Here is a 26,962-nt window from a genome sequence, read left to right as displayed (position 1 = left end):
CACGAAGCCTGGACGCTCCGTGACACAGGCGGAAGCAGGGAGTTACGATGGCGGGTATCGGGAACGCCGATGGGGGCCCTCATGGAACTGCGTCACCTGCGCACCTTCCGCGTCGTCGCGCGGACGCTCAACCTCACCCACGCCGCCGCCGAACTGCACTACGCCCAGTCCAGCGTCAGCGAACAGATCCAGGCCCTCGAAGCCGAACTCGGCGCCAAGCTCTTCGACCGGGCGAACCGGACGCTCACCGCCGCCGGGAAACGCCTGTCCGGGTACGCCGACCAGGTGCTCGAACTCGTCGAGGAAGCCAAGGCCGCCGTCGACGACGAACGCGGCGAACCCGACGGCGACCTGACCATCGGCGCGCTCGAAACCCTGTGTGCACACTGGGTTCCCGGCCTCCTCAGCGAGTACCGGACGCGGTGGCCGGGCGTCAAGCTGACGCTGAAGGAGGGCGGCCGCGGCGAGCTGTACCACGGCGTCCGGGAGTCCGAAATGGACGTCTGCTTCACCTTCGGCGACGCACCGGGCGAGCCCGCCTTCGCCAGCCGGAAGATCGGCGAGGTGCCGCTCGTCGTCATCGTCCCGCCCGGACATCCGTTGGCGCACAGGGACAACGTCCGGCCGGACGATCTCGACGGCGAGAGATTCCTGGCGACGCCGAAGGGCTGCGGCTTCCGGGAAATGCTGGACCGGCTCGACGGACCCGTCGTCGACACCGAGGTCGGCAGCCTGGCCGCCCTCGCGCGGTGCGTCGCCGCCGGGATGGGCTGCGGGATCGTGCCCGCCCTGGTCGACCACCCCGGCGCCGTCGCCGTTCCGCTCGCCGGCGAGACCGCCGACGTCACCATGACGTGGCGGCGGCGCGACGAACACAAACCCAGCGTCGCCGCGCTGCTCGCTAGCGCTTGACCACGGACAAGCCGTCCGCCACCACGAGTCCGTTGTGGACGACCGTGCGGTCCTTGCCCCGGTCCATCACCGCGCTCGTCGGCGTTTCGCCGTCCACCAGCACGAGGTCCGCGCGGTCGCCGACCGCCAAACCGGGGCGATCGGAAACCCCGGCCAGTCGCGGGACGTCGTGGCTCATGATCGACGCGCCGCCCATCGTGGCCACCGCCAGCGCCAGCTCGATGTCCGCGTCACGGCGGAAGCCGCGGGTGAACGCCAGCTGCCACGTCCGGTCCAGCAGGTCGCAGTTGCCGTACGGGCTCCAGTAGTCGCGCTGGCCGTCCTCGCCGAGCCCGATGCGGACACCGGACGCGACCAAGTCCAAAAGGGACAGCTGGCCGGCGGCGGACGGCGCCACCGTCGTCATCGCGATGTCCAGCGCGGCGAAGTCGTCGATGACCCGCCGGCTGACGGACTCGGAAATCGACCCCAGGTCGTACGCGTGGGACATCGTCACCTTGCCGCGCATGTCGAGCGCCCGGACGCGTTCGATGACCAGGTCCGTCGAAAACAGGCCCAGGTGACCGGGTTCGTGCAGGTGGATGTCCACTTCGGCCTGGTGCTTCTCGGCCAGGCCGAACACCGCGTCCAGGTGGCCCTTGGGATCGCGGTCCAGGGTGCACGGGTCGATGCCGCCGATCACCGTCGCGCCGGACCGCATCGCCGCGTCCAGCAGCTCCAGCGTGCCCGGCTCACGCAGGATGCCGGCCTGCGCGAACGCCATCACCTGCACCTCGGCCTGCGCGGCGAACTGCTCCCGGGCGGCCAGCACGGCGTCGAGCTTCTCGAGCCGGCAGTCGACGTCGACCTGCGCGTAGCTGCGGACCCGGGTCGTGCCGTGGGCGATCATCCGTTCCAAGGTCCCCGCCACCCGTGAAGGCAGCGGAACCTCGGCCGAGCGCCAGTTCTCCCGGTCGTTCGTCATCATCGCCACCACACCCGGACCGCCGGTGTGCGGCCGGAACGGCAGGCCGATGCGCGTCGAGTCCAGGTGCACGTGGACGTCGCTGAACGCCGGGAACAGCAACCGGCCACGGCCGTCCACAGAGGCCTGAGCCGAAGGCGAATGCGGCCGGACCGCCGCGATCCGGTCGCCGCTCAGCTCGACGTCACTGCGCTCGCCGCCCCAGGGGCGGACATCACTGATCAACACCCGGGACACGCTACTTGCCGAGCGCGTCCACACCGGCCTGAGCGAACGCCTCGTCCTGCGCCCCGGACGGCGCACCCGCGACGCCCACCGCGGCGATCGGGGCGCCACCGGCCGTGACCGGGACCGCGCCGGCCAGGAACAGGGTGCCGTCGATGTCCTTCAGCGTCGGGGCCTGCTGCAGGCGGCCGACCAGCTCGGACGTCTTCGCGTTCCACGACACCGCCGTGAACGCCTTTTCCTGCGCCGAGCTGTACGACTGCGGGCCCGCGCCGTCGCCGCGCAGCGTCACGATGGTGTTACCGTCGCGGTCCACCACGGCGACCGAGACGTGCTGGCCGGCCTTGCCCGCGGCGTCCAAAGCGGCCTGCGCGGCCTTCGAAGCGGCGGCGATCGACAGGTGCGACGTCTGGATGACGCCCTTGGGCGTGGCCGGGGCCGAGGCGGCGGTGGCCGGGACAGCGGCGAACGAAACCGCGCCGACGGCGGCGAGCCCGGCGACGGCGGCGGCGATGCGGATGCGGGTCGAGTTCATGGTTTGCTCCTCGTCATCAAGCGGTTCGACGACTCCAGCTTCAGCCCGGAACCGGGTGGTTCCGGTCGGCGTCCCGGCTGACACCGGGGTCATCCGATCGGCTGATGCGCGGCCTCCGGGCCGGGTCGACGCTGGTGCCGGACGAGGAAGGAGCCAGCATGGAGGGCATGAAAGACGCCGACGCGCGGTGGCTCGCCGCGGCCATGCACTCGGCGTTCTTCCTGCTGGTGCTCGCCTCGGCGGTCCGGTTCCTCACGCGCCACGACGGCAATCCCCTGGCGCCGTGGGTGCTCGGGTTCACCGCGGCCCTCGTCGTCGCGTACGGCGCCGGCTTGTTCGTCGACCGGCACCTCGCCTGGCTGACCGTGGTCCTGGCGCTCTGGGTGGTGCTGGTGGTGCTCGCCCCCAGCTTCGCCTGGTCGGCGATCCCGCTGCTGGTCACGGGCCTGCGCACGCTGCCGACCGGGCAGGCGCTCGCCCTGGTGGCCGTGATCACGGCGCTGGTGGTCGTCTCGCAGAACCGGCTGGCCGACGGCTTCGACCCGAACCTCACCATCGTGCCGATCGCGATCGCCGTGGTCACCGCCGCGGTGATCACCTACATGCGACGCCAGGCCGAGCGGCTGCGTGAGTCGGAAAGACGCGCCGGCGTGCTGGCCGAACGCGGGCGGGTGTCCCGCGAGATCCACGACGCGCTCGCGCAGGGCCTGTCCAGCCAGGCGATGCTGCTGCAGGCCGCCGACCAGGCGTGGGACCGGCCCGAGCTGGCCCGCGAACACCTCCGCGCCGCCGAGCGCGTCGGCGCCGGCAACCTGTCGGAAGCCCGGCGGCTCGTGCAGGACCTCGCGCCCGCCGACCTCGCCGACGCCACGCTCGAAGAGGCCTTGCGAGCCGTGGCCGGCCGGGCCGGGCTGCCGGTCGACGTCCGCGTCGACGGCGCCGGGCGGCCGCTGCCCGAGCGCATCGAGTCCACTTTGGTCCGCATCGCCCAGGGCGCGCTGGCCAACGCGCGCGAGCACGCGGACGCCGGCCACGTCGTGCTCACCCTCACCTACCTCGACGACCAGGTCGTGCTGGACGTCGCCGACGACGGACGCGGGTTCCTGGAGCCGGCGCCCGGCGGCGAACGCGGACACGGACTGCCGGCCATGCGCGTCCGGGCCCAGCAGCTCGGTGGCAGGCTGACCGTCGAGTCCGCGCCCGGCCAGGGCACGGTCATTTCGGCCGCGATCCCCTTGGAGACCTCGTGACGATCAGCGTGCTGGTGTGCGACGACCACGCCGTGGTGCGAGCCGGGTTGCGCGCGCTGCTGGCGGGCGCCGAGGGCATCGAGGTCGTCGGCGAGAGCGCGAGCGGGGAGGAAGCCGTCGCGACCGCCGCCGCGCTGAGCCCGGACGTCGTTCTCATGGACATCCAGCTCGGCGACGGCATCGACGGGATCGAGGCGACGCGGCGGATCCGGAGCACCCCCAGCGCGCCCCGGATCCTCGTCCTGACCACTTACGACACCGACGCGGACATCAGCCGCGCGATCGCCGCCGGGGCGACCGGTTACCTCCTGAAAGCCGGGTCCGCCACCGAGCTGTACGCGGCGATCGAGGCGGCCGCGGCCGGGCGCACCGCGGTGTCCCCGCCGGTCGCCGACCGGATGATGGCCCAGCTGCGCGCGCCGCGGCCGTCGCTCACCGGCCGCGAACGCGACATCCTCCGCCGGCTCGCCCAGGGACTCGGCAACAAGGAGATCGCCCGGACGCTGTTCATCAGCGAGGCCACCGTGAAGACCCACCTGAGCCGGATCTACGCGAAGCTCGAAGTGGACACTCGCGCCGGAGCCGTCGCCGTGGCCAAGGAACAACGCCTGCTCGACTGATCAGGCATTGTCCAAGATGGACAGATCCGCTTCGGACAGTTCCAGGGTGAACGCCGGGGCGATCGACTCGTAGTGCTCCCAGGTCCGCGGACCGATCAGCGGGATCACTCCCTTGTGGAGCAACCAGGCCAACGCCACTTGGTTCCCCGACGCGCCCAGCGACGACGCCACCTTCGCGACCGCGGCCAGGCGGGCTTCGGAGTCCGGCCCCGCGTACGCACGCCAGATCTGCGTCGACTCGCGGTAACCCGGATCGTCGTAGATCCCGCGCAGCAGCGAGGAATACGCGGCCAGCGAGACGTCGGGGTGCAGCGACAGCCAGTCGAGCAGCTCGCCGCCCGCGATCGACGGGACGTCGGCGCCGGTGGGGCGCAAGTACGAGTGCTGGACCTGAACGGCCACCGGAGAAGCCCAGCCGTTCGCCGACGCCAGTGAGCGGATGCGCTCCAGGCGCCACGCGCGAACGTTGCTCCAGCCCGTGTACCGGACTTTCCCCGCGCGCACCAGACCGTCCAAAGCGGACAGTGTCTCCTCCAGCGGCTCGCGGCGGAGGTCGACGTGGACGTAGTACAGGTCGAGGTGGTCGGTACCCAGGCGACGCAGGCTCTCCTCCACCGAACGCCGGATCACCGCCGCACTCGCCCCTTCATAAGTGCGCTCCCGGGCTTCCCAGTCCGTCGTGCCGTCCGGGCGCGCGGCGGCGCGGGCCGCCGGCAGGTCGAGCGGTTGCGCCGACACCTTCGTCGCCAGGAACACCCGATCCCGCCGGCCGCGCAGCAGCTTGCCCAGCAGGGACTCGCTTTCGCCGCCGGTGCACGACGGGCCCGCCCACCAGGCGTAGCAGTCGGCCGTGTCCAGGAAGTCGCCGCCCGCGTCGAGGTAGGCGTCCAGGATGCGGGCCGACGTCGGCTCGTCGGTCGACGTCCCCATCGTCATGCAGCCCAGCGACACCTGGCTCACGTGCTGGCCGGTCCGGCCCAGTTCCACCTTCTTCATGCGATTCACGCTAAGCCGGATCGGTCCGGTACTACAGTCCAATGATGTGGCCGGATCACAGACCAATTGGGGTGTGCTGCTGGAGCTGACCGGGCCGGGACCGAAGCACGAACAGCTCACCCGGGCCCTGCGCACAGCGATCCGCGGACTCGATGACGGCGTCGCCGTGCCGCCGAGCCGTCAGCTCGCCGCCGACCTCGGGTGCTCGCGGTGGGTCGTCACGCAGGCCTACGCCCAGCTCGTCGCCGAGGGGTACCTCGACGGGCGCACCGGCTCCGCCACCCGGGTCCGGCGGGTCGGCAGCGCCGCCGAGCCGAAGCGGCCGGTGCCGGTCAAGCAGTCGCGCTACGACCTCGCGCCCGGACTGCCCGACCTGCGGCACTTCCCCCGGCAGCGGTGGGCGGACGCGGTGCGCGGGGTGCTCACGACCGTGCCGCACACCGACTTCGGCCTGCCCGATCCGGCCGGCCACCCGCAGCTGCGCGCGACCCTCGCCGGCTACCTGCGGCGGGTCCGCGGCGCCGCTCCGGGCGACGTGCTGGTCTGCGGCGGCGTCACCGACGGCGTGGCCCGCGTCTGCCGCGCCCTGCTCGAAAACGGCGTCACGCGGCTGGCCGTCGAAGATCCCGGCTGGACGCGCTTGCACCGCGCCGCCGCGGCGACCGGGATGGCGATCGACCCGGTGCCGGTCGACGGCGAAGGCCTCGACGTCGACCGGATTCCGGCCGGGACGCGGGCCGTGCTCGTCACGCCCGCGCACCAGTTCCCCACCGGCACCGTGCTTTCGCCCCGGCGGCGGGCCGACCTGATGGCCTGGGCGCGGGACGTCGACGGGCTGGTCCTCGAAGACGACTACGACGCCGAGTTCCGGTACGACCGGCGGCCCGTCGGCACCCTGCAGGGCACCGATCCGGGGCGGGTCGCGCTCTTCGGGTCGGTCAGCAAGACGCTCAGCCCGGCGCTCGGGCTCGGCTGGGCCGCCGTCCCTCCACAGTGGACTTTGCCGGGACACGCGCCGCCGGTGCTCGACCAGCTCGCGCTCGCCGGCTTCGTCGAAAACGGCGGCTACGACCGGCACCTGCGGGCCGCGCGGCTGCGGTACCGCGCGCGGCGCGACCGGCTCGTCGAGGCTCTCGGCCCCGCGCGGCTGTCCGGGGTCGCGGCCGGGCTGCACCTCGTCCTGCACCTCGAACGGGACGCCGCCGAAGTAGTGGGCAAAGCGCGCGCGAAGGGCGTGAAGGTGACCGATCTCGACGACTACCGCGTCGCGCCGGGCGACCCCGCGCTGGTGCTCGGCTACGGCAACCTGGCTGACAACGCTGTCGAGCCCGCCGCCCGGTTACTGCGCGAAGCCGTTGGTTGAGGTCTTCTCAAACGCCCATCGAGGTGGAAAGCTGCTGTCCGAACCACGGGCCTGACCAAAGGTCCGCTTCTGACAACGTTGTCACTTCCGGGAGGTGCGCCCATGTGGTCGCAGAGCAGACGGATGGCCGCCGCGGTGGCCGCGGGGGTGGTGGTCGCCGGCCTGGCGCCCGCCGTCGCGCAGGCCGCGCCCGCGCCGGTGGATCCGGTCGGCCTGGTCAACCCGTTCGTCGGCACGCAGAACTTCGGCAACACGTTCCCCGGCGCGAGCGCGCCCTTCGGCATGGTGCAGGTCAGCCCGGACACCGGCGGCCAGGGCGGCTACGACTACCTGCAGAACGCGATCTACGGCTTCAGCCAGACGCACCTGTCCGGCGTCGGCTGCGGCGTCATGGGCGAGCTGCCGATCATGCCGACGACCGGCACCGTCGACAACGTTGACAAGGACGCGTACAGGTCCGAGTACAGCCACGACGACGAGCACGCCGAGCCGGGCTACTACCGCGTCGGGCTCAAGAAGTACGGCGTGAACGCGGAGCTGACGGCGACCGCGCGCACCGGCTGGCAGCGCTACACGTTCCCCTCGACCGGGCAGGCGAACGTCCTGTTCAACACCGGTCAGGCCAACCAGTCCGTCAAGGACTCCGAGATCCACGTCGTCGGCGACCGGACCCTCGAAGGCCGGGTCAAGGCCGGCGGGTTCTGCGCCGGGCACGACGAGCACACCGTCTACTTCACGGCGACGTTCGACCGGCCGTTCAGCTCGTTCGGCACCTGGCGCGGCTCGACGCGCACCGACGGCGGCCGCGACGCCGCGGGCACCGGGAACAACGGCGCCTGGGCGAGCTTCGACGCGACCACCGACCACGACGTCGTGCTCAAGGTCGGCCTGTCCTACACCGGGCTCGACGGCGCGCGGAAGAACCTCGCGGCGGAGACGTCGAACTTCGACTTCGACGCGACGCGGGCGGCGCTGCACCAGCAGTGGGCCGATCGTCTCGGCGCGATCAAGATCGGCGGCGGCACGACCGAGCGCCAGACGGCGTTCTACACCGCGCTCTACCACGCGCAGCTGCACCCGAACCTGGCCGGCGACACCGACGGCGCGTACACCGGCTTCGACGGCAAGGTGCACACCGCGAGCGGCTACACGCCGTACCAGAACTTCTCGCTGTGGGACACCTACCGGCCCCAGAACCAGCTCCTCGAAATGCTCGAACCGCAGGTCGCGCGGGACGTCGCGCTGTCGGTCGTCGCCATCGGGCGGGACGGCGGGTGGCTGCCGCGCTGGGCGCTGGCCGAGAGCGAAACCAACATCATGACCGGCGACCCGGTGACGCCGTTCCTCGTCGAGGCGTGGTCGAAGGGGCTGCTCGCCGGGCACGAAGAAGAGGCGTACGCGCTGCTCAAGAAGAACGCGACGAGCACGCCGCCCGCCGATTCGCCGTACAACGGCCGCTCTGGCGTCAACTACTACAACGACCGCGGGTACATCCCGAGCGGCCTGGAACTCGGCAAGGACTGCGCGGCCAAGGGCGGCGACAACGACTGCGAGCACCCGGCGTCCGCGACCATGGAGTACTCGGCGGCCGACGCGGCGCTGGCGTTGATGGCCCGCGGGCTGGGCCACGGCGCCGACGCGAAGATGTTCGCCGACCGCGGGCAGTGGTACAAGAACCTCTGGGACTCCTCGATTCAGCAGTTCCGGCCGCGCACGACCGAGGGCACGTTCCTCACGCCGTACAACCCGGTCGACGCCGACCACCAGTTCCACGAAGGCGGCGCCTACCAGTACCAGTGGCTCGTGCCGCAGGACCCGGCCGGGCTCGTCTCGCTGATGGGCGGCAAGAAGTCCACCGAGAAGCGGCTCGACTCCTTCTTCGCCTACGACAAGCTGCTTTCGGATCCCGCCGGGACGGCACGCAACGACTGGATCTCCAGCCCGTACGACTACTACGGCAAGGCGACGTACAACCCGAACAACGAGCCCGACCTGCTCGCGCCGTACATGTACCTGTGGGCGGGCGCGCCGGCCAAGACGGCGACCGTCGTCCGCGCGGCGATGACGTTGTTCACCACGGGTCCGGACGGCATGACCGGCAACGACGACCTCGGCACGATGTCCGCCTGGTACGTGTTCTCGTCGCTCGGGCTGTACCCGACGATGAGCGGCGCGAACTTCCTCGCGCTGTCGAGCCCGCAGTTCGAGACGGCCACCGTCCGGATCGGACAGTACGGCCGGTCTCAGGGCGGCACGCTGACCGTGAACGCTCCGGGTGCGTCCGACGCGAACCGGTACGTCCAGAGCGTTTCGCTGAACGGCCGGAACGTCCGGGAGACGTCCCTCGATTGGTCCGCCGTGGCGCACGGCGGGGTTCTGAACCACAAGCTCGGGTCGAAGCCGTCTTCGTGGGGTGTCGGGTCGGAGCCGCCGTCGGTGAACAACGCCGCCGGTGACCTGCGGCGGCACGTCGACGCGTCGCTGCGGCAGACGTCCGTCGTGATCCCGGCGGGCGCAGCGCAGCAGGTGCACCTCGACCTGGACGTCGTCGCGCAGAACCCGGGCCTGCAGCCGGTGACGGTCTCCGCGACCGCGCCGGCGGCCTGGAAGGTCCGGGTCCAGCCGGCCGACCTGATCTGGTCGGGGCGGCTGCCGGTGCAAAAGACCGTGCCGATCACGGTGACGGCGCCGGCCGGGACCGCGTTGGGCACGTACCCGGTGCAGGTCAAGGTGTCCGGGCTGGGCGCGAACAGCGTCACCCGGTCGGCCACGGTCGAGGTCCGGACACCGTCCGCTTGTGTTCCGGGCACGTCGTGCGCGGTCGACCTGGGCCGCGACTACAACCACGACGGCACGGCGACGGTGGCGGCATCCACGGAGGGCAACTTCGACGGTGGCGGCTGGAGCTACGACGCTTCGCTGTTGCCGGCGGCCGGGCCGGTCGTTTGGGGCGGCGTCACGTACGCGGCTCCGGACGCTTCGGGGACTTCGCCCAACTTCGTGGAAGCTCGCGGGCAGTCGTTGCTGCTGCCGGCGGGGCAGCACGGAGCGTTGCGGCTGGTGGGATCGTCGCACAACGGCCCGGTGTCGACGACGCTGACGGCGCACTACACGGACGGCACGAGCGCCGACCTCGCGGCGACGTTCGCCGACTGGGCCGGCTCAGGCGCGTCGGTGGTGCTCGACATGCCGCACCGCATCAAGGCGGGCAGCGGGGTCGACGGGCCGCCGGTCCGGCTGTTCGGGATTTCAGCGGCGTTGGACAGTGGTAAGACGCTGCAGTCGGTGAGCTTGCCGAACGATCCGCGGGTCGAGATCTACGCGCTCACCCTGGCGTGATGGTGGCGGAGCGGTTCTCCGGTTCGCCGGCGAACCGCTCCGCAAGCCGATCCTGCAGCGTGGCGTGCCTGAATTGGTAGATCGGCCCCACCGTCCGGATGATGTGCCGCGCTCTGGCGTCCTCGAGGAAGCGGATCAACCGCAATGGCAGGTCATAACGAGCAGACAGGTAGACCTGGCAGACAAAGACATTTGCAGTCTGCGGCACACAAATTCCACTGAGTAGCCCCAGAGACGTCCCCGTCATCACAGTGGTCCAGATATAGCCGGGTTCCACGAAGACTGCCATCGGCAAAACCATGATCAACCCGAATCCAACGCCGAGCTTCGCTTCATTTCGCCATTCCCGAACAGGGTCGGAATAACTCGTGTCACCAAGGCCTGACTCGAGCATACTGTTCACGATCCCGTATGAAATACCAGAAAACACACCCAAGACCAGCGCAAACAGCGCGGCATAGGCCGGCCATGGACCCAATTCTCGAACATCGACGTATCCAAAAGCAACACTGAGGCCCGCAGCCAGCCCGCATACAAGCCCAAAAGCTAGCCCGAACAGCAACGACCGAGACCCTATGAGACTTTTCAGCGCGAATCTGACCCGCCTTCGGCCGCCCGACGACTCAAGGGCCTCCTTAAAATTCAAAACAGCTTCAGCGGCAGCGGCAATCAGAACTCCCACAAGTCCTCCACCGCCTATCAACGTCCCAACAGATTCATCGTTACCAGAGTCGCCAGCGAGGCCGATAGTCACAAAAACGAGCGCAAGGAAGACTCCAACAGATAAAGGGCGATACCTTATTAAGGCACGAATGGAAAGTTTCACCTTCGACGGCCTCACAGGGCCCATTATGCCCACCGCGAGTCCCACCGCTATTCCGAAAACCAGACCCAGCAGCAGAATGCCAACCTTGAAGCCCGCGAGCAGCCACAACGCGATCAACGCAACACCGACTATTGCACCAAAGGCGACGTTCATCGCCACACGAGCAATTCCCGGAATCCAGCGAGAGACTTCCCACCAAGCAAAATCGCGCGTGCCGGCCTGGTTGAGCCGGTGGGCGATGTAGGCGAGCGTCTGATAGGCGGAGTCAGCCGAGTACCGCGGTGGAGTCTGCCCGGGGCGCGGCCGGTAAGCAGCCGAAACCGCTTGATCCAGCAAATGGGCGGTGATCGCGTCGGCAGTCGGGAAACGGCTTCGGTCCAGCAGCTCGCCGACTTGGCCGTCGGGTGCGTAGACATCGTGGACCAGACTGACCCACAACGGCGCCGACAGAGCTTCAGCCACCGGAGCCGACGGGTCACTGACGACAACGTCGGCGAGCGGTTCCCAATCCGACGGAATCGGCCTGATGAACGGCCGCAGCAGGTACTCGGCCACGGCGGTCGGCGACAGGGGCTCCAACTGGATCACGGCGGCTCCGGTCAACCCCCACCCTTGCACTGAAGCGGCCAGTTCGGCATCCCTCGCAAGCACGACGACACGAAGAGTGGCCTGCTCGCTCAACGCTCGCAGCGCCAAAGGACGAAGCCTCTCGGGGATTTCGTCGAGCCCGTCGAGGATGAAGGAAACGCCGCGCGCATCCAGCAGGCGGCGCGCGTTGCGCATCCCGTCGCGCCCGGCGAAGAGGGGGATCTCGGCCAACTTGGTTGCGAGCCAATCTCTCAGCGGCGTGCTCACCGGGTCCCAGCCGCGGAATGTCACCAAGACGGGAACGGGGATCAGCCGTCGTTGTTCGGAGCGCGCTTGCTCGCGGAAGCGCAACGCCTCCAGCTGGAGGAGCACCGCGATCGAACTCTTGCCGGTGCCGGGCCCGCCGATGATCATCAGGCGGCCGGACGGCAACCCGCCGTACAAGGAGTGCAGCTTCTCGCTCGAACCTTCCCGGAGCCGGGTGGCCGTGACCCGCGTCAGGCCGGGCAGCGGATCGAAGACCAATCCGGTCCGAGTCGCGCTGAGCGCGGATACCGGTCCCGCGACCGGCCCGGTGGCACGCCGCCAGCGAACCGGGAGTGGAGCGGGCTGGATCAGCCTGCGTTCGATCGCGGTCTTGTCCGCTTGGTTGCGCATGGCTGTCGCCAGCAGGTCACCGAGCTCGTCGGGACTCGCTTGCGGGACCGGAGTGAATACCTTCCACACCCAGCCACCGATGATGATCACCAGCCCGACAGCGGCGAGGATGAACTGACCATAGCTGCTGGCGTCGCTTCGTTCGCCGGGTCCCAGGACGGACAACTGGATGACCCACCAGCCCAGCGCCGCTGTCACGACGGCTCCACCGAGGAGGAGCCACCACCGGTTCTTCATGGCGATTTGATCGTCGGCCGGCCAGCTGATGCAACAGAAACACGCCGATCAGCCACAGCCACCACCTCAGGCCCGGATTCGGGTGACTGCGGTGCCGATCCAGCCGACGGAATTCGACCCAGTGGTGGCTGGCGTCAGCCCACGTCACCTGGTAGCGGTCGAAGAACTCCTGCAGCCGCTACGTAGCTGAGCTCAGCCGTCGGCGGTGGAGTGGAGACGACCGAAGAGAACGTGCGAAACCCGGCAACCCGGTATCGGCGTACCGGGCAGATCGCGCTCGGCGAATAGGACTGGCATCAGGGCGTCCCGGCGAACCGCTCCACCAGGTCGGGGAAGCCGAACACGGTGATCCGCGCGATGCCGCCCTTGCCCAGCGTCAGGACCGCCACCCCGAACGGCTCGCCGCGGTACCAGGCCGAAGCCGCGGGCTGGCCGTTTGCTCGGGTTGGCGTCATGTACCACTCGCCCGGCTCGCCCATTACGTGTCGCAAGAATGCGACGCAAGTCTTCTTTCCGGCGAACCACGAGCGCGACGGCACCGGCTCGATCACCGCGTCGTCGCGCAGGATCTGCTCCAAGGCCGCCAAGTCCGAGTTCATGAACGCGCTCATGTAGCGGTCCAGGAGTTCGCGTTGTTCGGGCTCGGTCAGCTCGCCGATCTCCCCACCCGCGTCGAGGGTCGCGCGGGCTCGTTGGAGCATGCTCTTCACCGCCGCCACGGATGTGCCCAGCAGCTCCGCGACCTCGGCCGCGGGGAACGCCAGGACCTCGCGCAGGATCAGCACCGCGCGCTGCCTTGGCGGGAGCAGCTGCAGGCCGGCGATCAAAGCCAGCCGGACGCCGTCGCGGGCCACGGCGATCTCCGCCGGGTCCGCGGACGACGGCGTGATCAAGGCGTCCGGGATCGGGCGCGGCCACTGGTCGCCGGGCTCGGCCGGGACCGGCGGCGCGTCCGGGTCCGCGGCCGGCGCGCCCAGGCCGGACGGCAGCGGCCGCCGTCCCCGCTGCTCCAGCGCGGTCAGGCACGCGTTCGTCGCGATCCGGTAGAGCCACGACCGCAACGACGAACGGCCCTCGAAGCGGTCGTACGCCCGGAAGGCGCGCAGGTAGGTCTCCTGCACGGCGTCCTCGGCCTCGTCGGGGGTGCCGAGCATGCGGTAGCAGTGGGCCAGCAGCTCACGCCGGTACGGCTCGAAATCCACAGTCACACTCTGGTCGACCGGCGCGGAGGGCGAAAGGAATCGGTCAGGCCCGGATTTCGGGCGACTGCGGTGGCCGGTCCAGGCGGCGGAACTCGACCCACTGGCGGCTGGCATCGGCCCACGTCACCTGGTGGCGGTCGAAGAACTCCTGCAGCCGGTCGCGGCTGAGCTCGGCCGTCGGCGTGCCGACGAGGTAGTAGTCCATCTCGTCGCGGATCCGGTTGAGGTTGTAGCGGGTCTCCTCCATCAGCACCCAGCGCGACCGCCAGTTGAAGAACGTCTCGAGCCCGCCGAGCACGGTGACCAGCGCGACCATCGGCAGCGCGATCGATGCCCGGCCGGGGATCTCCTGGATGCCGAGCACCACGGTCGAGGCCGCGGTGAGCAGCAGCGCGCTCACCCGCACGACGGACGCGCGCCGACGGAAGCGGCGTTTGCGGCTGTCGGCCCAGTCCATGTCGGCCGAGACGAGGTCGCGGAACCCCAGGAGCTGGTCGCGCAACGGGCGGTCCGGGTCCCGACCGGCGACTTCGAGGAACCCGCGTTCGGAATCGAGGGGAGACGCCACCGCCTCAGGCTAGGGCCCGCGGCAAGGGTCAGGCGACGATGCGGGGCTCGGACGCCAACCTCGACAACGCCTCCGTCAACCGCCGCGCGGCGACGTCCCACTCCTCCAGTGCGCTGCCCCGGCCCAGTGCCGCCGTGCGCAGTGAGCGTCTCAGCTCCGGGTCCGCGTACCAGCGGTGCAGCGCGTCCGCCAGCGCGTACGGGTCGTTCGGGTCCACCAGCAGTCCCGGCATCTCGCCGTCCGCGTCGACGCCCAGTGCGTCGTACACCCCGCCGACCTCGGTGGCCAGTACCGGGATGCCGCGGGCGAGCGCCTGCGCCACGAACATCCCCGACGTCGGCGCGCGGGCCGGGATCACCAGGAGGTCCGCCGCGTTGTACGCCGCGCCGAGGTCCACCGCGTCGCCGGCCAGGGTGATGCGGCCGCCGAGGCCGAGCCGCTCGATCGACCAGCCCAGCTCGTCGACGTACCCGCGGTCCACCTCGAGCGAACCGGCCATGACGCACGACAGCGCCAGGTGGTCGACCTCGCCGAGGGCCTGGACCAGCAGGTCCTGGCCGTTGCGGCGGGTGACGTCGCCGACGCACAGCAGCCGGGAGACGCCGTCGGCGCCCGCCGCGAGCGGGGCCGCGTCGGTCCCCGGCTTGGCCACGTACACGCGGCCCGGGTCGAGGTCGTGGCGGTCGATCAGCAGCCGGGCCAGCCACGGGCTGGTCGCGACGACCATCCCGGCCATCCGCAGCGTCTCGCGCTCGCACGCGTCCAGCTCCGCCGCGTGCGCCGGGTCGAGGCCGGGCTCGTCGGCGAGGGCCTGGTGCACCAGCACGGCCAGCCGCAGCCGCCGCGCGTGCGGCACGACGATCTCGGGCACGCCCGAGGCGATCACGCCGTCGAGCAGCACCACCGTCCGGTCCGGCAGCGCGGCCAGGGACCTGGCCAGGCGCCGGCGGGCCGTCGCGTCCGGCTCCGGCCAGTCACCGGCGATCGGCAGCTCCAGCACCGGCTGGCCGACGGCCGGCAGGTTCTGGCACATGCGCTTGTCGTAGGTGTCCGCCGCCGGCGGCACGGCGGGGAGGAGGAACACCATCGGGTCGGCAGGCCTCATCGCTCAACCTCCAGCGTGGATCGACGGCGGGACGGCTCACCCGTCACACGCGACCCAAAGCCGAACGGTTCAACTCTGGGCGTCGATCATCCAAACGCCGTTCTGCTGGACCATGGTGAAGGTGTCGGTCTCGGACTGGCCGTCGCTGTAGACCACGCGCGCCGTGACGCGGTTGGGGCCGGCTTCGGTGGCGCTGGTGACCTTGACCGAGCTGAACCGCCCCCACCAGCTCGTGTACGTCTGGTACGTCTGGTGGCGGGACGCCCGGAACCGCTCAGTCAGCAGCTTCCACGCCTCCGCCGGGTTGCCCGGCAGCAACGCGTAGTAGTCCTGGAGGGCCTGCGCGGCGGTCTTCGTCGAGGACACCGGCGACACCGGCGGCGAAGTGGGCGGTGCCGTCGTCGTCGGGGTCTTCGAAACCGAGGGCGACGGCGAATCGGACGCCGAGGGGGTCTCCGACGTCGACGTCTGCGGCGACGCGGGTGGTGCGGCGGTGTCCGTCGGCGGCTTCTGCCGCACGAGCAGCAGGATCGCGACGACGACCGCGACGCACAGCAGCGCCGCGCCCGCCCCGACCGCGATCAGGCCCTTGCGCGCGCCCGGCGTCACCGAGGCGACCTCGCCGGACGGCGGCACGGCGACCGTGGCCGGCACGGTCGCCACCGCCGACACCGGGGCGGCCTCCGTCTCCGGGATCGTCGCCGCGAGCACCGACTCGCCGGGCTCCGCGTCCGGCAGCAGCGCCCGCAGCTCGCGCTCGACCTCGTCCATCGACGGCCGCTCGGCCGGCTCGGTCGCGAGCATCCGCAGCAGCAGCGGGGTCAGCCGGCCCGCCTTCTCCGGCGGCTCGATCTCCCCGCTGGACGCCTTGTAGAGCAACGCGATCGGGTTGTCCGCCGTGCCGTACGGCGACGTCCCCTCGACCGCCGCGTACAGCGTGGCGCCGAGCGAGAAGACGTCGGCGGCGAAGCTCGCGTCCTCGCCGCGGGCCACTTCGGGCGCCAGGTACGCGGGCGTGCCCGCGATCTCGCCGGTGGCCGTCAGCTTGACGTCACCGATCGCGCGGGAGATGCCGAAGTCGGTGATCTTCGCCGTGCCGTCCTCGGACACCAGGATGTTGGCCGGCTTCACGTCGCGGTGCACGATCCCGGCGCGGTGCGCGCCGGCCAGCGCCGAGCTGATCTGCGCGCCGACGCGGACGGCGTCGTCCACCGACGCCGGCTCCTCGCCGACGACGACGGCGAAACTCTTGGACGGCAGGTATTCCATGATCAACCACGGCCGGTCCTCCTCTTCGAGGACGGCGAACACGGTGATCGCGTGGGAATGCTGGAGCCGGGCGGCGATCCGCGCCTCGCGCATCGCGCGGTTCTTCGCCTCTTCGGTGCGGCTCTCGTCGTGGTCGTGCGGGAGCAGGAGTTCCTTGATCGCGACGGTGCGGTCGAGCATTTCGTCCTGGGCCCGCCACACCGTGCCCATCGCGCCGCCGCCGATCGGCTCCAGCAGCCGGTACCGATCGCGGATCCGGCGACTTTCCACGAGCATCCACCATTCTCAAAAAGTGCCGACGAGATCCGGCCAGCATGCCAGGATCATCCGCCGGCCGGTACCAACGTAGCCGAAAACCTTGGACGGACAGCGCAATCGAGCGCTGTGGCGCTGCCCACCGTGTACCCGCAAATCCTAACGAACAACCCCGTACGCCCGATCAAGTGCGTCCACGATCTCCTTGCGCAGCCCCGCGGCGACCGCGATCGTCGACGACGAACCGACCGTGTGCTCGCTGCCGTCGCGGTCCACGACGGCCCCGCCGGCCTCGCGCACGAGCAGCACGCCCGCCATGGTGTCCCACGGGTTGTTGGACAGGATCAGTGCGGCGTCGAGCTTTCCGTCCGCCACCCACGAGAGGTCGATGGCCGCGGTGCCGAGCATCCGGATCTTCTGCGCTCGCGCGCCGAGGTCCGACAGCAACCGCAGCCGGGTCGCGTTCTTCTCTTCCGCCAACCGGCCGATCGCGAAGTCGCCGACGGCGATCATGGCGTCGGACATTTCCGTCGCGGCCGACGTGCCGACGCGCTCTCCGTTCGCGAAAGCACCTTCGCCGCGCGCGGCCGTGTACGTGACGCCGAGGTACGGCAGGGCGATCGCGGCGACCGTGCTGTGCTCACCGTCCACGAGGGCCAAGGAAATCCCGCAGAGTGGAATGCCGCGGGCGAAGTTCGCGGTGCCGTCGATCGGGTCGAGCGCCCACCAGCGGCCGCCGCCGTCGCCGCTGCGGCCGCGCTCCTCGCCCAGGACGCCGATCTCCGGCGTCTCCGCGGTGAGGAACTCCCGCAGCGCGTCTTCGACCGCCGTGTCGACGTCGGTCACCAGGTCGCGATCACCTTTCGCCGAAACGGAAAAGGTCGGGCGCGACCGGACGATGGCGGTCGCCTTCGCCACGGCTTCGCGCGCGACGTCGAGTAGTGCGGCATGCTCGCTCATGACTTCCAACCTAGTGAAGGGACGTGCTCATGACCGACCTCTTCCCGCTCGCCACCAGCGTCGACGAGCAGGAGCGGGCCGCGGGGGTCGCGGTGCTGCCGGTCGGCAGCTTCGAGCAGCACGGCGCGCACCTCCCGCTGGCCACCGACACGGTCATCGCGGCAACGCTCGCGAAGGCCGTCGCCGAGGCCTACCCCGTCCTCCACCTGCCGCCGATCACCATCTCGTGCTCGCACGAGCACGCGGGGTGGGCCGGCACGGTGAGCATTTCGGCCCGCACGCTGCACGCCGTGGTCACCGACGTCGCCGCGTCGCTGCAGGCCTCCGGCGTCGAACGGCTCGTGCTGGTCAACGGCCACGGCGGCAACTACGTACTGTCCAATGTGGTCCAGGAAGCCGGCGGCGCGCTGGCGCTGTTCCCCGGCGTCGCGGACTGGCAGGCCGCACACACCGCCGCCGGCCTGCGGACGTCGCTGGACGACGACATGCACGCCGGCGAACTGGAGACGTCGATCCTGCTGCACGCCCACCCGCACCTGGTGCGGCCCGGCCACGAGGAAGCCGACCACGTCACCGACCGGGAACACCTGCTGACGCTGGGCCTGCGGGCGTACACGGAGTCGGGGGTGGTCGGCCGGCCGTCGCTGGCGACCGCGGCGAAGGGGCACGTCGTGCTCGACACGCTGGTCCAGCGCTTCGCCGGTGTGCTGGAGGTCCTAGGCGCCTGAAAAGACCTGGTCCAGGTGCGGCAGCAGGTGGGCCATCCGCTCGGCTTTCGTCCGCAGGTAGCGCAGGTTCTCCGGATTCGGCGGGACCAGCAGCGGAACCCGCTCGCTGATGCGGATTCCGTAGCGGGTGAGCTGTTCGACCTTCGCCGGGTTGTTCGACAGCAGCCGCACCGAGCGGACGCCGAGGTCGGTCAGGATGCCCGCGGCCGAGTGGTAGTCGCGGGCGTCGACCGGCAGGCCCTGCGCCACGTTCGCGTCGACCGTGTCGAGCCCCTCGTCCTGCTGCAGCCGCATCGCCTCGAGCTTCGCCAGCAGGCCGATGCCGCGGCCCTCGTGGCCCTGGACGTAGACCAGCACGCCCGAGCCCTCTTCGACGATCCGGTCCAGTGCCGCCGCCAGCTGGTCGCCGCATTCGCAGTGCGTCGAACCGAAGACATCGCCGGTCAGGCATTCGCTGTGCACCCTGGTCAGGGTGCCGATGGGCGCGATCTCGCCGTAGACCAGCGCGACCTGCTCGAGGCCGGTGCGGTCGAGGTAGCCGACCGCGCGGAACGTCCCGTGCCGGGTCGGCAGCCGGGTCTCGACCACCCGCTCGACCACGGCCCGGCGCGGCAGGTCCCCGATGATTTCGCTTGCGGTCATGTCTGCAACCCCACTTCCGATTCGATCCCGGCGGCGGCCGCGGTGCGCGGAGCAGGCACGACGCCGGTGTGCGGAGCGCGGGTCACGCGGAACCCGGCGACGCTCCGGACGAGCAGGACGCCGGCGCCGGGCAGGCTCGCGACCAGCGTGAGCACCCCGTAGACGACGGCGACGGTGACACCTTGGGCGGCGCCCAGACCGGCCGCGCCGAAGAGCAGGGCGCAGACGCCCTCGCGCGGGCCGAAGCCGCCGACGTTGAGCGGGAGGCCCATCGCGAGCAGCGCGAGGACCATCAGGGGCACGAGCTGCCACACCGGCGCGTCGACCCCGGCGACGCGGGCGGCGACGACGAACAGCGCCAGGTGCCCGGCCAGCGTCGCGGCCGACAGGAAGCCCACGCCGGGCCAGGTCTCGCGGGTGAACAGGCCGAGCCGCAGGTCGGCGAGGGTGACGGCGAAGCCGCGGCGGACCTTCGACCCGCTGTGGATCCAGCGCCCGCCGAACACGCGGCCGGCGACGACCGCGGCGACGGCGGCGAGCACGACGACCACCCCGGTGACCGTCACGACCTCGCGGAACGCGCCGGGCACGACGTCCGGCGAGACGAGCACGACGGTGACGGCGGACGCGATGAGCACGAGCTGCCCCGCGGTGCGCTCCAGGACGACGGCGCGCACGCCGCGCGGGACGTCACCCGAGTCGCGGCCGTGCTGCACCGCGCGGTGGACGTCGCCGAGGACGCCCGCGGGCAGCACGCCGTTGAGGAACAGCGCGCGGTAGTAGTCGGCGACCGCGGTGCGCAGCGAAAGCCGCAGGCCGAGCCGGGTGGCGACGATCTGCCAGCGGCCCGCGCTGAACACCGTCGTCGCGAAGCCGATGACCAGGGCGGCGAGCACGCCGGACGCGCTGATCCGGCCGAGGCCGTCGAGGAACGCGTCGCTGCCGAGCTGCCAGACGAGGACGCCGAGGATGGCGAAGGCGCCGAGGATCCGCAGCCAGGCCAGCGCGCGCTTCACGCCGCCACCTCCAGGCTCGGCGGCAGGACCAGCAGGTCGCCGTGGTGGATGACCGCGCGCAGCTCGCCGGCCCGGGCCATTTCCAGCCGGCGCTGCAGGTAGACGTCGGCGACCGGCCGCAGCTCCGGCAGCTGCTCGACGGCGGCGCCGACCCAGCCCTCGAGCCACTGCCGCTGCAGTTCCGCCTGGTCCGGGCCGAGCCGCCAGGCGCTTTCGGCGCGGACCACCGTGGCGCCGAGCCGGCCGAACGCGGTCGCGGCGACGTCCACGGCGTTCGGGCCGAGCAGCCGGCGGCCGCCCGTGATCCGGCGCTGGTGGGCGTTGAACGCGGCGGCGATGGCGGGGTCGAGCGGGTCGGCGGGCGAAAGCTCCACCCGGCCCGTCACCGAAAGCATCAGCAGCGCCGCGCAACCGGCCTCCACGACCGCCTTGGCCAGGCTCGTCACCTCGTCGCGGGTCAGCAGGTCGAGCAGGGCGGACGCGGTGACCAGCGACGTCCCGGCGAGGTCGGCGGCCCGCAGCGCGGTGACGTCGCGCTGCTCGGCGACGACGTCGACGGGGCTGCCGTCGAGCGCCGTGGCCGGCAGGGCGGTCCGCGCGCGGGTCAGCAGCTCGGTGTCGTGGTCGTGCAGGATCCAGTGCTGCGTGCCGGGCAGCCGCGCGGCCAGCCAGCGGCCGAGCGAGCCGGTGCCGCAGCCGAGGTCGCGGACGGTGAAGTCCGCGGGCAGGTGCGCGCGCAGCGGCTCGAGCAGCTCGGTGGCGCGGGCGGCGGCGTCGGCGGGTTCGCGCAGGTACAGCCATTCGGGGGCGAAGGTGGTGGTCATGCCGCCGCCTCCTGCCGCTGCAGGACGTCGGCGATCCGGCGGGCGGTGTCGTCCCAGCTGGTCAGCGTCGTGCGACGCAGCCTCGCCGAGGCGCGCAGCCGCGTGCGGAGGTCGGGCTCGGTGAGCCAGCGGCGCAGGGCGGCGCCGAGCGCCTCGACGTCGTCGCCGGGCACGAGCATCCCGGGCACCGAGCCGTCCGGCGCGACGCCGACGGTGTCGGGCAGCGCGTCGACGTCGGTGGTCAGCACCGGCACGCCGCGGGCGAGGGCCTCGGTGACGACCATGCCGAAGGTCTCGGCCCGCGAAGGCAGCACGAGCAGGTCGGCGGTGTGGTAGGTCGCGGCCAGCGCCGCGCCCGTGCGCGGGCCGGTGAGGGTGAAGCGGGGGCCGAGCCGGTGCTCGCGCAGCCGCTCGACGTACTTCGTCTCCCGGCGGATCCCGCCGACGCATTCGCAGGTCCAGCGCAGGTCGGCGACGGTTTCCAGGGCCTGGGCGAGCAGGCCCTGGCCCTTGCGCGGGGTCACCGTGGCCACGCAGACCAGCCGGGACATCCCGTCGGTGCCGACGGCGAGCGGCGCGGGGTCGACGCCCGGCGGCACGGCGTGCACGCGGTGCGGGGCGAGGCCGTGGTGCTCGACCAGCCGGCGCGCGGCCCACTCGCTCGTCGCGACGACCGAGCTCGCGGCCTGCAGCGTCTCGCGCTCGAGCGCGTCGAGCTCCGCGGCGAGCGCGGGCGGCAGGCCGGTCTCGTCGGCCAGCGGCAGGTGCACCAGCACCGACAGCGAGAGCCGGCGCGCCTGCGGGACGATCACCTCGGGCACGCCGCAGGCGACCAGGCCGTCCAGCAGGACCGCGGACCCGGTGGGCAGCGCGGACAGCAGGTGGCCGAGGACCGCGCGGGCCTCGGTGTCCGGCCGCGGCCAGGTGCCGGAGACGGCGATCTCGTGAACGTCGAAGCCGGCCTCGACGAGCCGGTCGCACATCCGCCGGTCGTAGGTGTTGCCGCCACTCGGGACGGACGCGTCGTCGACGTCCCCGGGCAGAACCACGTAAAGGCTGTTCACAGGGCACGCTCGTAACTCGCCCAGGCGACGTGCGATTCCTTCAGCGAGACGGCGATGCCTTCGAGGCCGCGCGCGCCTTCGCCGAGGCGTCCGGCGTGGACGGCGTCGGCGAGGCGGTCGGCGATGACCTTCGCGAGGAACTCGGTGGAGGTGTTGATGCCCTTGAACACCGGCTCGTCGTCGAGGTTGCGGTAGTTCAGGTCGCTCAGCACCGCCCCGAGCTCTTCCGTGGCCTTGCCGATGTCCACGACGATGTTGTCCTCGTCGAGCTCGGCGCGGCGGAAGGTCGCATCCACCACGAAGGTCGCGCCGTGCAGGCGTTGCGCGGGTCCGAAGACTTCCCCGCGGAAGCTGTGGGCGACCATCACGTGGTCACGGACGGTGATGCTGAACACCAAGACCTCCGATGCGTTCGGGTGGACGTGGTCACTGCGGCTGATACACAACACGGAGGCAGAGGGCGGAAAGTTCATTCGCGGCCAACCGGGGTAACACGGTGGGAAGATCTTCAAACATGCACTCGTCGCTGACCAGCGCTTCGAACGCCGGATCGGCCAGCAGTTCGAGGGCGAGGCCGAGCCGCTGGGCGTAGTCGCGGTCGGGCCGCGCGACCGTCCCGACCTGGCTGCTGCGGATCGTCAACCGTCGCGAGTGGAAGTTCTCCCCGAGCGGCACGCTGACCCGGCGGTCGCCGTACCAGGACATTTCGACGACCTCGCCTTCCGGCGCGAGCAGCTCCAGCGCTTTCGCGAGCCCGGCTTCGGACGCGCTCGCGTGCACGACGAGGTCGCAGTCACCGTGTGCCTTCTCGGGCGTCGAGAAGTCGACGCCGAGCGCTTCGGCGATCTCGACCCGCGCGGGGTCGACGTCGATCAGCTGCACGCGGGTGGCCGGGAAGCCCTGTAGCAGTTTCGCGACACTGCAGCCGACCATCCCGGCGCCGATGACGGCGATCCGGTCGCCGAGCTTCGGCTTCGCGTCCCAGACGGCGTTCACCGCGGTCTCGACGGTGCCGGCGAGGATCGCGCGGCCGGGCGGGACGGCGTCCGGCACCGGCGTGACGGCGCTCGCGGGTACGACGTACGCGGTCTGGTGCGGGTAGAGGCAGAAGACCGTTTTGCCCTTGAGCGCGGCCGGCCCCTCCTCGACGACGCCGACGTTGAGGTAGCCGTACTTGACCGGGCCGGGGAACTCGCCCTCCTGGAACGGCGCGCGCATGACGTCGTGCTGGCTCGCCGGGACACCGCCGCGGAAGACGAGCGTTTCGGTGCCGCGGGAGACGCCGGAGAAGAGCGTCCGGACGAGGACTTCGCCGTCTTCCGGCTCACGAAGCGTCACGGACCGGAGCGCGCCTTCGCCGGGACTTTGAACCCAGAAAGCCTGTTCCACGTGTTCTCCCTTGCAGGCGACCGGAGGCTGGTGTCGCCGCCACCTTATGAGCAGCCGTGCCGATTCGCGGAGTAAAAGATGATCAAGAACGAGGTTCTCCTACGCTCGGTGGTACCCCTGTCGGTGCTCGCCACCGGGGTCTTCGCGAGCGGTGTCCTCGCCGGGGCGACCGGGCTCGCGTACGGCGTGGCGCTGGTGTTGCTGACGGGCTGGGGCCTGCGGCGCAGCGGCCGGGGCGCGTTCGGCCCGGCGGACTGGATCACGTTCGCCCGCGCGGTCCTGGTGGGCTGCGCGGCCGAGCTGATCGCCGCCGGCGGTCACCCGCTGTGGTGGCTGGTCGGGCTGGTCGGGGTGGCCCTGGCGATGGACGGCTTCGACGGCCAGGTCGCCCGCCGCACGGGCACCGCGTCGGAGTTCGGCGCGCGGTTCGACATGGAGGTCGACGCGTTCCTGATCCTGCTGCTGTGCATCCAGGTGTCCCGGACGCTCGGGCTGTGGGTGCTGGCGATCGGCTTGATGCGCTACGCGTTCGTGGCGGTTTCGTGGGCATTGCCGTGGCTGACCGCGCCGCTGTACCCGAGCATGGCGCGCAAGACGGTGGCCGCGGTGCAGGGGGTCGTGCTGCTGGTGGCCGTGTCCGGCTTGCTTCCCTGGGCTTTCACGTTCGCCCTGGTCGTGGCGGCGCTCGGGGCGCTGGTGTGGTCGTTCGGCCGGGACACGGTCTGGCTGGCCCGCCACCGCGTCGCCGAGCAGCGGCCGGTCGCGGTCGTCCAGCTCCCGCGTCGCCTCCACGGCCCGGCCTGGCGCGGGCACAACCAGGCGGCTTAGCCCGGCTCGCGGGCCGCCCGGGCTCGGCGCTTGCCCTCGTGCATCGCCACCACCCGGGCGATCGGGATCGTGTGCCCCTCCGCCACCAGGTCGGCCGGCAGCACGAACGGCTCCGGCATCTCCCCGGTCCACGGGTCAGCGCCGTCGAGCAGCCCCGGCACCGTGTGCACCGTGAAGTCCGCGGGTTTGACGCCGTCGAGCTCGGCCCACGCGACCGGGAACGACACCGGCGCGCCGGGGCGGTGGCGCGGGCTGTAGACCGACACCACCGTCGCGCCGCCCGCGCGCGTCGAATCCAGGAACACCTTGCCCTCGCGGCGGTCCTTGACGAACTCCGTCGTCCCGAGCGCCGGGTCGATGCGCTCGGCGCGGGCCGCGACCGCCCGCGTCGCGGCGGCGATGTCCTCGATCGCCTGGCCCGGTGCGAGCGGCACGAAGACGTGCACACCCTTGGAGCCGCTCGTCTTCGCGGCGCCGTCGAGACCGTCGTTGCGCAACGCTTCCCGCACCAGCTTCGCGGCGCCGACAGCGAGTGAGAACGGGCCGTCTTCGGGCGGGTCGAGGTCGAGGATCAGGTGCGTCGGGCCGTTTCCGGGGTCGCCGCGGTAGAGCGAGGTGTGGAACTCGATCGCCCGCTGGTTGCCGAACCAGATCAGCGTGCGGAGGTCGTTGCACAGCGCGTAGTGGACGTCCCGTTTGGACGTCTCGGCCCACACGCTGACCCGCTCGACCCAGTCCGGCGTGTACTTCGGCAGGTTCTTCTGCATGAACGGGCCCTGCCCGCGCAGCACCCGCAGCACGGTCAGCAGCCGGTCGCGCAGCTCGGGCAGCATCCGGCCGGAGACGGCTTCGAGGTAGTCGAGCCACTCCCGCTTGGTCACCCCCGCGCCGGGGAAGACCTCCTGGTCGAGACTGCTCAGCTTGACGCCGTGGCGTACCTCGTCGCTCATCAGCCCACCTTTTCGCGCTGGTGGGAGCCGGTCAACTCTCAGAAGGGCAGCTGGCTCCGAAGCCGGTCGAGCCAGCGCTCGACGGTGGCCTCCGCCCGGTCCGGGTCGTTGAGCTGCCGGGCGGCGTCGGCGCGCTGCCGGACGTGCTCGCCGACCGTCGTCGCGTACTCGGGCAGCACGAAGACGTCCTGCCAGTACCCGGCCCGCATCTCGACGGACGCGACCAGCTCGTAGGCGGCTGTCGCCTTGGCCGCGTCGAAGCCGTAGCGCTTGCCCACCGGCTGCGGGCCGACCGACGTCACGACGAGCACCGTCGGCCGCCGCCGCAGCACGACGTCCGTCGGGTCGGCGCCGTGCGCGATCTCCGGGTCGTTGAGGCCGATGTAGTCGATCGACGTCCACCCGCTGTAGTACGGGATCGCGCCGGCGTCGGTGACGGCCACACTGCGGGCCTGCTCCGGGACGTCGGACTCGGCCAGCGCCTTGCCGATCGGGACGTGGGCGCGCTGCAGGTCCATCCCGTAGTTCGCGATCAGGCCCAGGTCCGGCGCCGTCGCGCCGGCGACGGCCGACCAGCCGACGGCCACCAGCCCGAGCGCCGCTCCGATGACGCGCGGCTTCAGCGTCCCGGCGGCGAGCCCGGCGCCGAGGCAGAGGACGGGGAACGCGTGGTCGGCGAAGCGGTCAAGGTAGTCCATGGTCGGGCCGGACACCGCGTACGTCAGGTTCGTGACCACGACGGTGACGACCAGGAGCGCGCCCACCGCCCGCGTCGCCTTGCGGGCCAGGAGCGAGAGCGTCAGCAGCAGGAGCGGGAGGAGCAGCAATGTCGTGTGCTTCGTCCAGACCCAGCCGGAGCCGAGGTCGCCGAACTTGACGTAGAAGGTGTTCGGGAACAGCTGGCCGTAGAACCGCCAGCGCCAGACGAAGTACGCGGCGCCGACGACGACCGCGGCGAGCGTCCACCAGCGCGCCGGGACGCGCCCGCGCTCGCGCCAGAACCACAGGGCGAAGACCGGCAGCGCGGCCAGTACGCCCTCGGGCCGGAGCATGCCGAGCAGGACCAGCAGCACCGGCGGCTCCCACGTCCGCACCGGCTCCTTCGCGAGCACGCGCAGCCCCAGCACGACGACGCGCAGCAGCACCGCGGCGAACGCGGCGGTCTCGAGGCCGGCGGTGATGTGGAAGTAGGTCGGCAGGAACACGACGTACGCGCCGGCGCCGGCCAGGACGCCGGTGAGCCCCGCGCGGCGGTGGCCCTCGCGGACCAGCAGGTACAGCGTCCCGAGGCCGAACAGCAGCGACGTCACCTTGGCGAACAGCGGCAGCGCCAGCCCGAGCCACGCGCCGAGGGCCGACCAGATGACCCAGGCGAAGTTCGTGAAGCCTTCGACGCGCGGGCCGTCGACGTTCCACACCGGGCCGTGGCCGGCCGCGAGGTTCGCCGAATAGCGGAAGCTGATGAACGCGTCGTCGATGGTGAGGGACCACGCGGCCCAGGCACCGGCGAGGAAGACGGCCAGGAGGACCAGCGACACCGCGATCAGCGGTGTGCGGCGGGTGGTCCTGGTTTCCTCGGGCGCGACGTCGGTCTCGATCGCCGTCATGGCTTCCCCTCGAGTGGCTCGGCCCGCCACTCTAACGGCGTTG

Annotated in this window: 24 protein-coding genes; 7 read left to right on the top strand and 17 right to left on the bottom strand. The window is 71.3% G+C overall.

The window, feature by feature from the left end; all coding sequences use genetic code 11:
• The first annotated feature begins 81 nt into the window (after window positions 1–81).
• A complete protein-coding gene (locus ACERZO_RS06025) occupies window positions 82–912 on the top strand; it encodes a LysR family transcriptional regulator (protein WP_372663096.1) in 831 nt (276 codons plus the stop codon).
• Here ACERZO_RS06025 and ACERZO_RS06020 read toward each other — a convergent pair.
• Both ACERZO_RS06020 and ACERZO_RS06015 read right to left on the bottom strand, forming a co-directional pair.
• Window positions 902–2,104, bottom strand: coding sequence for an amidohydrolase family protein (locus ACERZO_RS06020; RefSeq protein ID WP_372663094.1), 1,203 nt, complete (start codon window positions 2,102–2,104; stop codon window positions 902–904). The two genes, ACERZO_RS06025 and ACERZO_RS06020, sit on opposite strands and share 11 nt — an antisense overlap.
• A 10-nt stretch (window positions 2,105–2,114) precedes the next feature.
• Window positions 2,115–2,636, bottom strand: coding sequence for a GlcG/HbpS family heme-binding protein (locus ACERZO_RS06015; RefSeq protein WP_372663091.1), 522 nt, complete (start codon window positions 2,634–2,636; stop codon window positions 2,115–2,117).
• Between the two features lie 158 nt (window positions 2,637–2,794).
• On the opposite strand from ACERZO_RS06015, the gene ACERZO_RS06010 reads away from it, so the two are divergent.
• On the top strand, window positions 2,795–3,886 hold the full coding sequence (locus tag ACERZO_RS06010; protein ID WP_372663089.1) for a sensor histidine kinase: 1,092 nt from the start codon (window positions 2,795–2,797) through the stop codon (window positions 3,884–3,886).
• On the top strand, window positions 3,883–4,506 hold the full coding sequence (locus ACERZO_RS06005) for a response regulator (protein WP_372663087.1): 624 nt from the start codon (window positions 3,883–3,885) through the stop codon (window positions 4,504–4,506). Before ACERZO_RS06010 ends, ACERZO_RS06005 begins: the two co-directional genes overlap by 4 nt.
• Here the strand turns inward: ACERZO_RS06005 and ACERZO_RS06000 are convergent, their stop codons facing one another.
• Complete coding sequence (locus ACERZO_RS06000) at window positions 4,507–5,502, bottom strand: aldo/keto reductase (RefSeq protein ID WP_372663085.1); 996 nt, start codon at window positions 5,500–5,502, stop codon at window positions 4,507–4,509.
• Between the two features lie 46 nt (window positions 5,503–5,548).
• On the opposite strand from ACERZO_RS06000, the gene pdxR reads away from it, so the two are divergent.
• Together pdxR and ACERZO_RS05990 are read left to right on the top strand one after the other, a co-directional pair.
• Window positions 5,549–6,865 carry a MocR-like pyridoxine biosynthesis transcription factor PdxR gene (pdxR, locus tag ACERZO_RS05995; RefSeq protein WP_372663083.1) on the top strand — a complete coding sequence of 439 codons (1,317 nt, stop codon included), beginning with the start codon at window positions 5,549–5,551 and terminating at the stop codon, window positions 6,863–6,865.
• 102 nt (window positions 6,866–6,967) lie between these two features.
• On the top strand, window positions 6,968–10,204 hold the full coding sequence (locus ACERZO_RS05990; RefSeq protein ID WP_372663081.1) for a GH92 family glycosyl hydrolase: 3,237 nt from the start codon (window positions 6,968–6,970) through the stop codon (window positions 10,202–10,204).
• Here the strand turns inward: ACERZO_RS05990 and ACERZO_RS05985 are convergent.
• From ACERZO_RS05985 to ACERZO_RS05960, 6 genes are all read right to left on the bottom strand, one after another.
• On the bottom strand, window positions 10,191–12,473 hold the full coding sequence (locus ACERZO_RS05985; RefSeq protein ID WP_372663079.1) for an NACHT domain-containing protein: 2,283 nt from the start codon (window positions 12,471–12,473) through the stop codon (window positions 10,191–10,193). The two genes, ACERZO_RS05990 and ACERZO_RS05985, sit on opposite strands and share 14 nt — an antisense overlap.
• Before the next feature lie 335 nt (window positions 12,474–12,808).
• The gene (locus ACERZO_RS05980) at window positions 12,809–13,828 is read right to left on the bottom strand and encodes an RNA polymerase subunit sigma-70 (RefSeq protein ID WP_372663077.1); all 1,020 of its coding nucleotides are present in this window, start codon (window positions 13,826–13,828) and stop codon (window positions 12,809–12,811) included.
• The gene (locus ACERZO_RS05975) at window positions 13,758–14,282 is read right to left on the bottom strand and encodes a DUF4231 domain-containing protein (protein ID WP_364451743.1); all 525 of its coding nucleotides are present in this window, start codon (window positions 14,280–14,282) and stop codon (window positions 13,758–13,760) included. Before ACERZO_RS05975 ends, ACERZO_RS05980 begins: the two co-directional genes overlap by 71 nt.
• Before the next feature lie 28 nt (window positions 14,283–14,310).
• Window positions 14,311–15,369 carry a glycosyltransferase gene (locus ACERZO_RS05970; RefSeq protein ID WP_372664572.1) on the bottom strand — a complete coding sequence of 353 codons (1,059 nt, stop codon included), beginning with the start codon at window positions 15,367–15,369 and terminating at the stop codon, window positions 14,311–14,313.
• An 87-nt stretch (window positions 15,370–15,456) separates the two neighbouring features.
• Window positions 15,457–16,932 carry a serine/threonine-protein kinase gene (locus ACERZO_RS05965; RefSeq protein WP_372663074.1) on the bottom strand — a complete coding sequence of 492 codons (1,476 nt, stop codon included), beginning with the start codon at window positions 16,930–16,932 and terminating at the stop codon, window positions 15,457–15,459.
• A gap of 138 nt (window positions 16,933–17,070) precedes the next feature.
• Window positions 17,071–17,871 (bottom strand): inositol monophosphatase family protein, encoded by an 801-nt coding sequence (locus tag ACERZO_RS05960; RefSeq protein WP_372663072.1) that lies wholly within the window; start codon window positions 17,869–17,871, stop codon window positions 17,071–17,073.
• Window positions 17,872–17,900: 29 nt separating this feature from the next.
• Here ACERZO_RS05960 and ACERZO_RS05955 point away from each other — a divergent pair, with 29 nt between their 5' ends.
• Window positions 17,901–18,599, top strand: a complete 699-nt coding sequence (locus ACERZO_RS05955; protein WP_372663070.1) for a creatininase family protein — start codon at window positions 17,901–17,903, stop codon at window positions 18,597–18,599.
• Here ACERZO_RS05955 and ribA read toward each other — a convergent pair.
• The 6 genes from ribA to ACERZO_RS05925 are packed head-to-tail and all read right to left on the bottom strand — an operon-like array spanning window position 18,588 to window position 23,534.
• Entirely contained in the window at window positions 18,588–19,241 is a 654-nt protein-coding gene (gene ribA, locus ACERZO_RS05950) for a GTP cyclohydrolase II (RefSeq protein WP_372663068.1), read from the bottom strand. The genes ACERZO_RS05955 and ribA overlap by 12 nt on opposite strands.
• Window positions 19,238–20,257, bottom strand: a complete 1,020-nt coding sequence (locus tag ACERZO_RS05945) for a lysylphosphatidylglycerol synthase transmembrane domain-containing protein (protein WP_372663066.1) — start codon at window positions 20,255–20,257, stop codon at window positions 19,238–19,240. Before ACERZO_RS05945 ends, ribA begins: the two co-directional genes overlap by 4 nt.
• Window positions 20,254–21,081, bottom strand: a complete 828-nt coding sequence (locus ACERZO_RS05940) for a methyltransferase domain-containing protein (protein WP_372663063.1) — start codon at window positions 21,079–21,081, stop codon at window positions 20,254–20,256. The genes ACERZO_RS05945 and ACERZO_RS05940 overlap by 4 nt, the downstream gene beginning before the upstream one ends.
• On the bottom strand, window positions 21,078–22,145 hold the full coding sequence (locus tag ACERZO_RS05935; protein WP_372663061.1) for a glycosyltransferase family 4 protein: 1,068 nt from the start codon (window positions 22,143–22,145) through the stop codon (window positions 21,078–21,080). Before ACERZO_RS05935 ends, ACERZO_RS05940 begins: the two co-directional genes overlap by 4 nt.
• A complete protein-coding gene (locus ACERZO_RS05930) occupies window positions 22,142–22,540 on the bottom strand; it encodes a 6-pyruvoyl trahydropterin synthase family protein (RefSeq protein ID WP_372663059.1) in 399 nt (132 codons plus the stop codon). Before ACERZO_RS05930 ends, ACERZO_RS05935 begins: the two co-directional genes overlap by 4 nt.
• 31 nt (window positions 22,541–22,571) lie before the next feature.
• Complete coding sequence (locus ACERZO_RS05925) at window positions 22,572–23,534, bottom strand: zinc-dependent alcohol dehydrogenase (protein WP_372663057.1); 963 nt, start codon at window positions 23,532–23,534, stop codon at window positions 22,572–22,574.
• A gap of 78 nt (window positions 23,535–23,612) precedes the next feature.
• Between ACERZO_RS05925 and ACERZO_RS05920 the strand changes: the two genes are divergently transcribed.
• The gene (locus tag ACERZO_RS05920; protein WP_372663055.1) at window positions 23,613–24,362 is read left to right on the top strand and encodes a CDP-alcohol phosphatidyltransferase family protein; all 750 of its coding nucleotides are present in this window, start codon (window positions 23,613–23,615) and stop codon (window positions 24,360–24,362) included.
• On the opposite strand, the gene ACERZO_RS05915 is transcribed toward ACERZO_RS05920, so the two are convergent.
• A complete protein-coding gene (locus tag ACERZO_RS05915) occupies window positions 24,359–25,315 on the bottom strand; it encodes a DNA polymerase domain-containing protein (protein ID WP_372664571.1) in 957 nt (318 codons plus the stop codon). The two genes, ACERZO_RS05920 and ACERZO_RS05915, sit on opposite strands and share 4 nt — an antisense overlap.
• 35 nt (window positions 25,316–25,350) lie before the next feature.
• On the bottom strand, window positions 25,351–26,919 hold the full coding sequence (locus ACERZO_RS05910; RefSeq protein ID WP_372663053.1) for a hypothetical protein: 1,569 nt from the start codon (window positions 26,917–26,919) through the stop codon (window positions 25,351–25,353).
• Between the last annotated feature and the right edge of the window lie 43 nt (window positions 26,920–26,962).

Origin of the sequence: Amycolatopsis kentuckyensis (genome assembly GCF_041679295.1) — a bacterium.
GTDB lineage: Bacteria > Actinomycetota > Actinomycetes > Mycobacteriales > Pseudonocardiaceae > Amycolatopsis > Amycolatopsis kentuckyensis_A.
The sequence above is the reverse complement of the archived record's forward strand: the minus strand, read 5'-3'. Positions and strand labels throughout refer to the sequence as shown.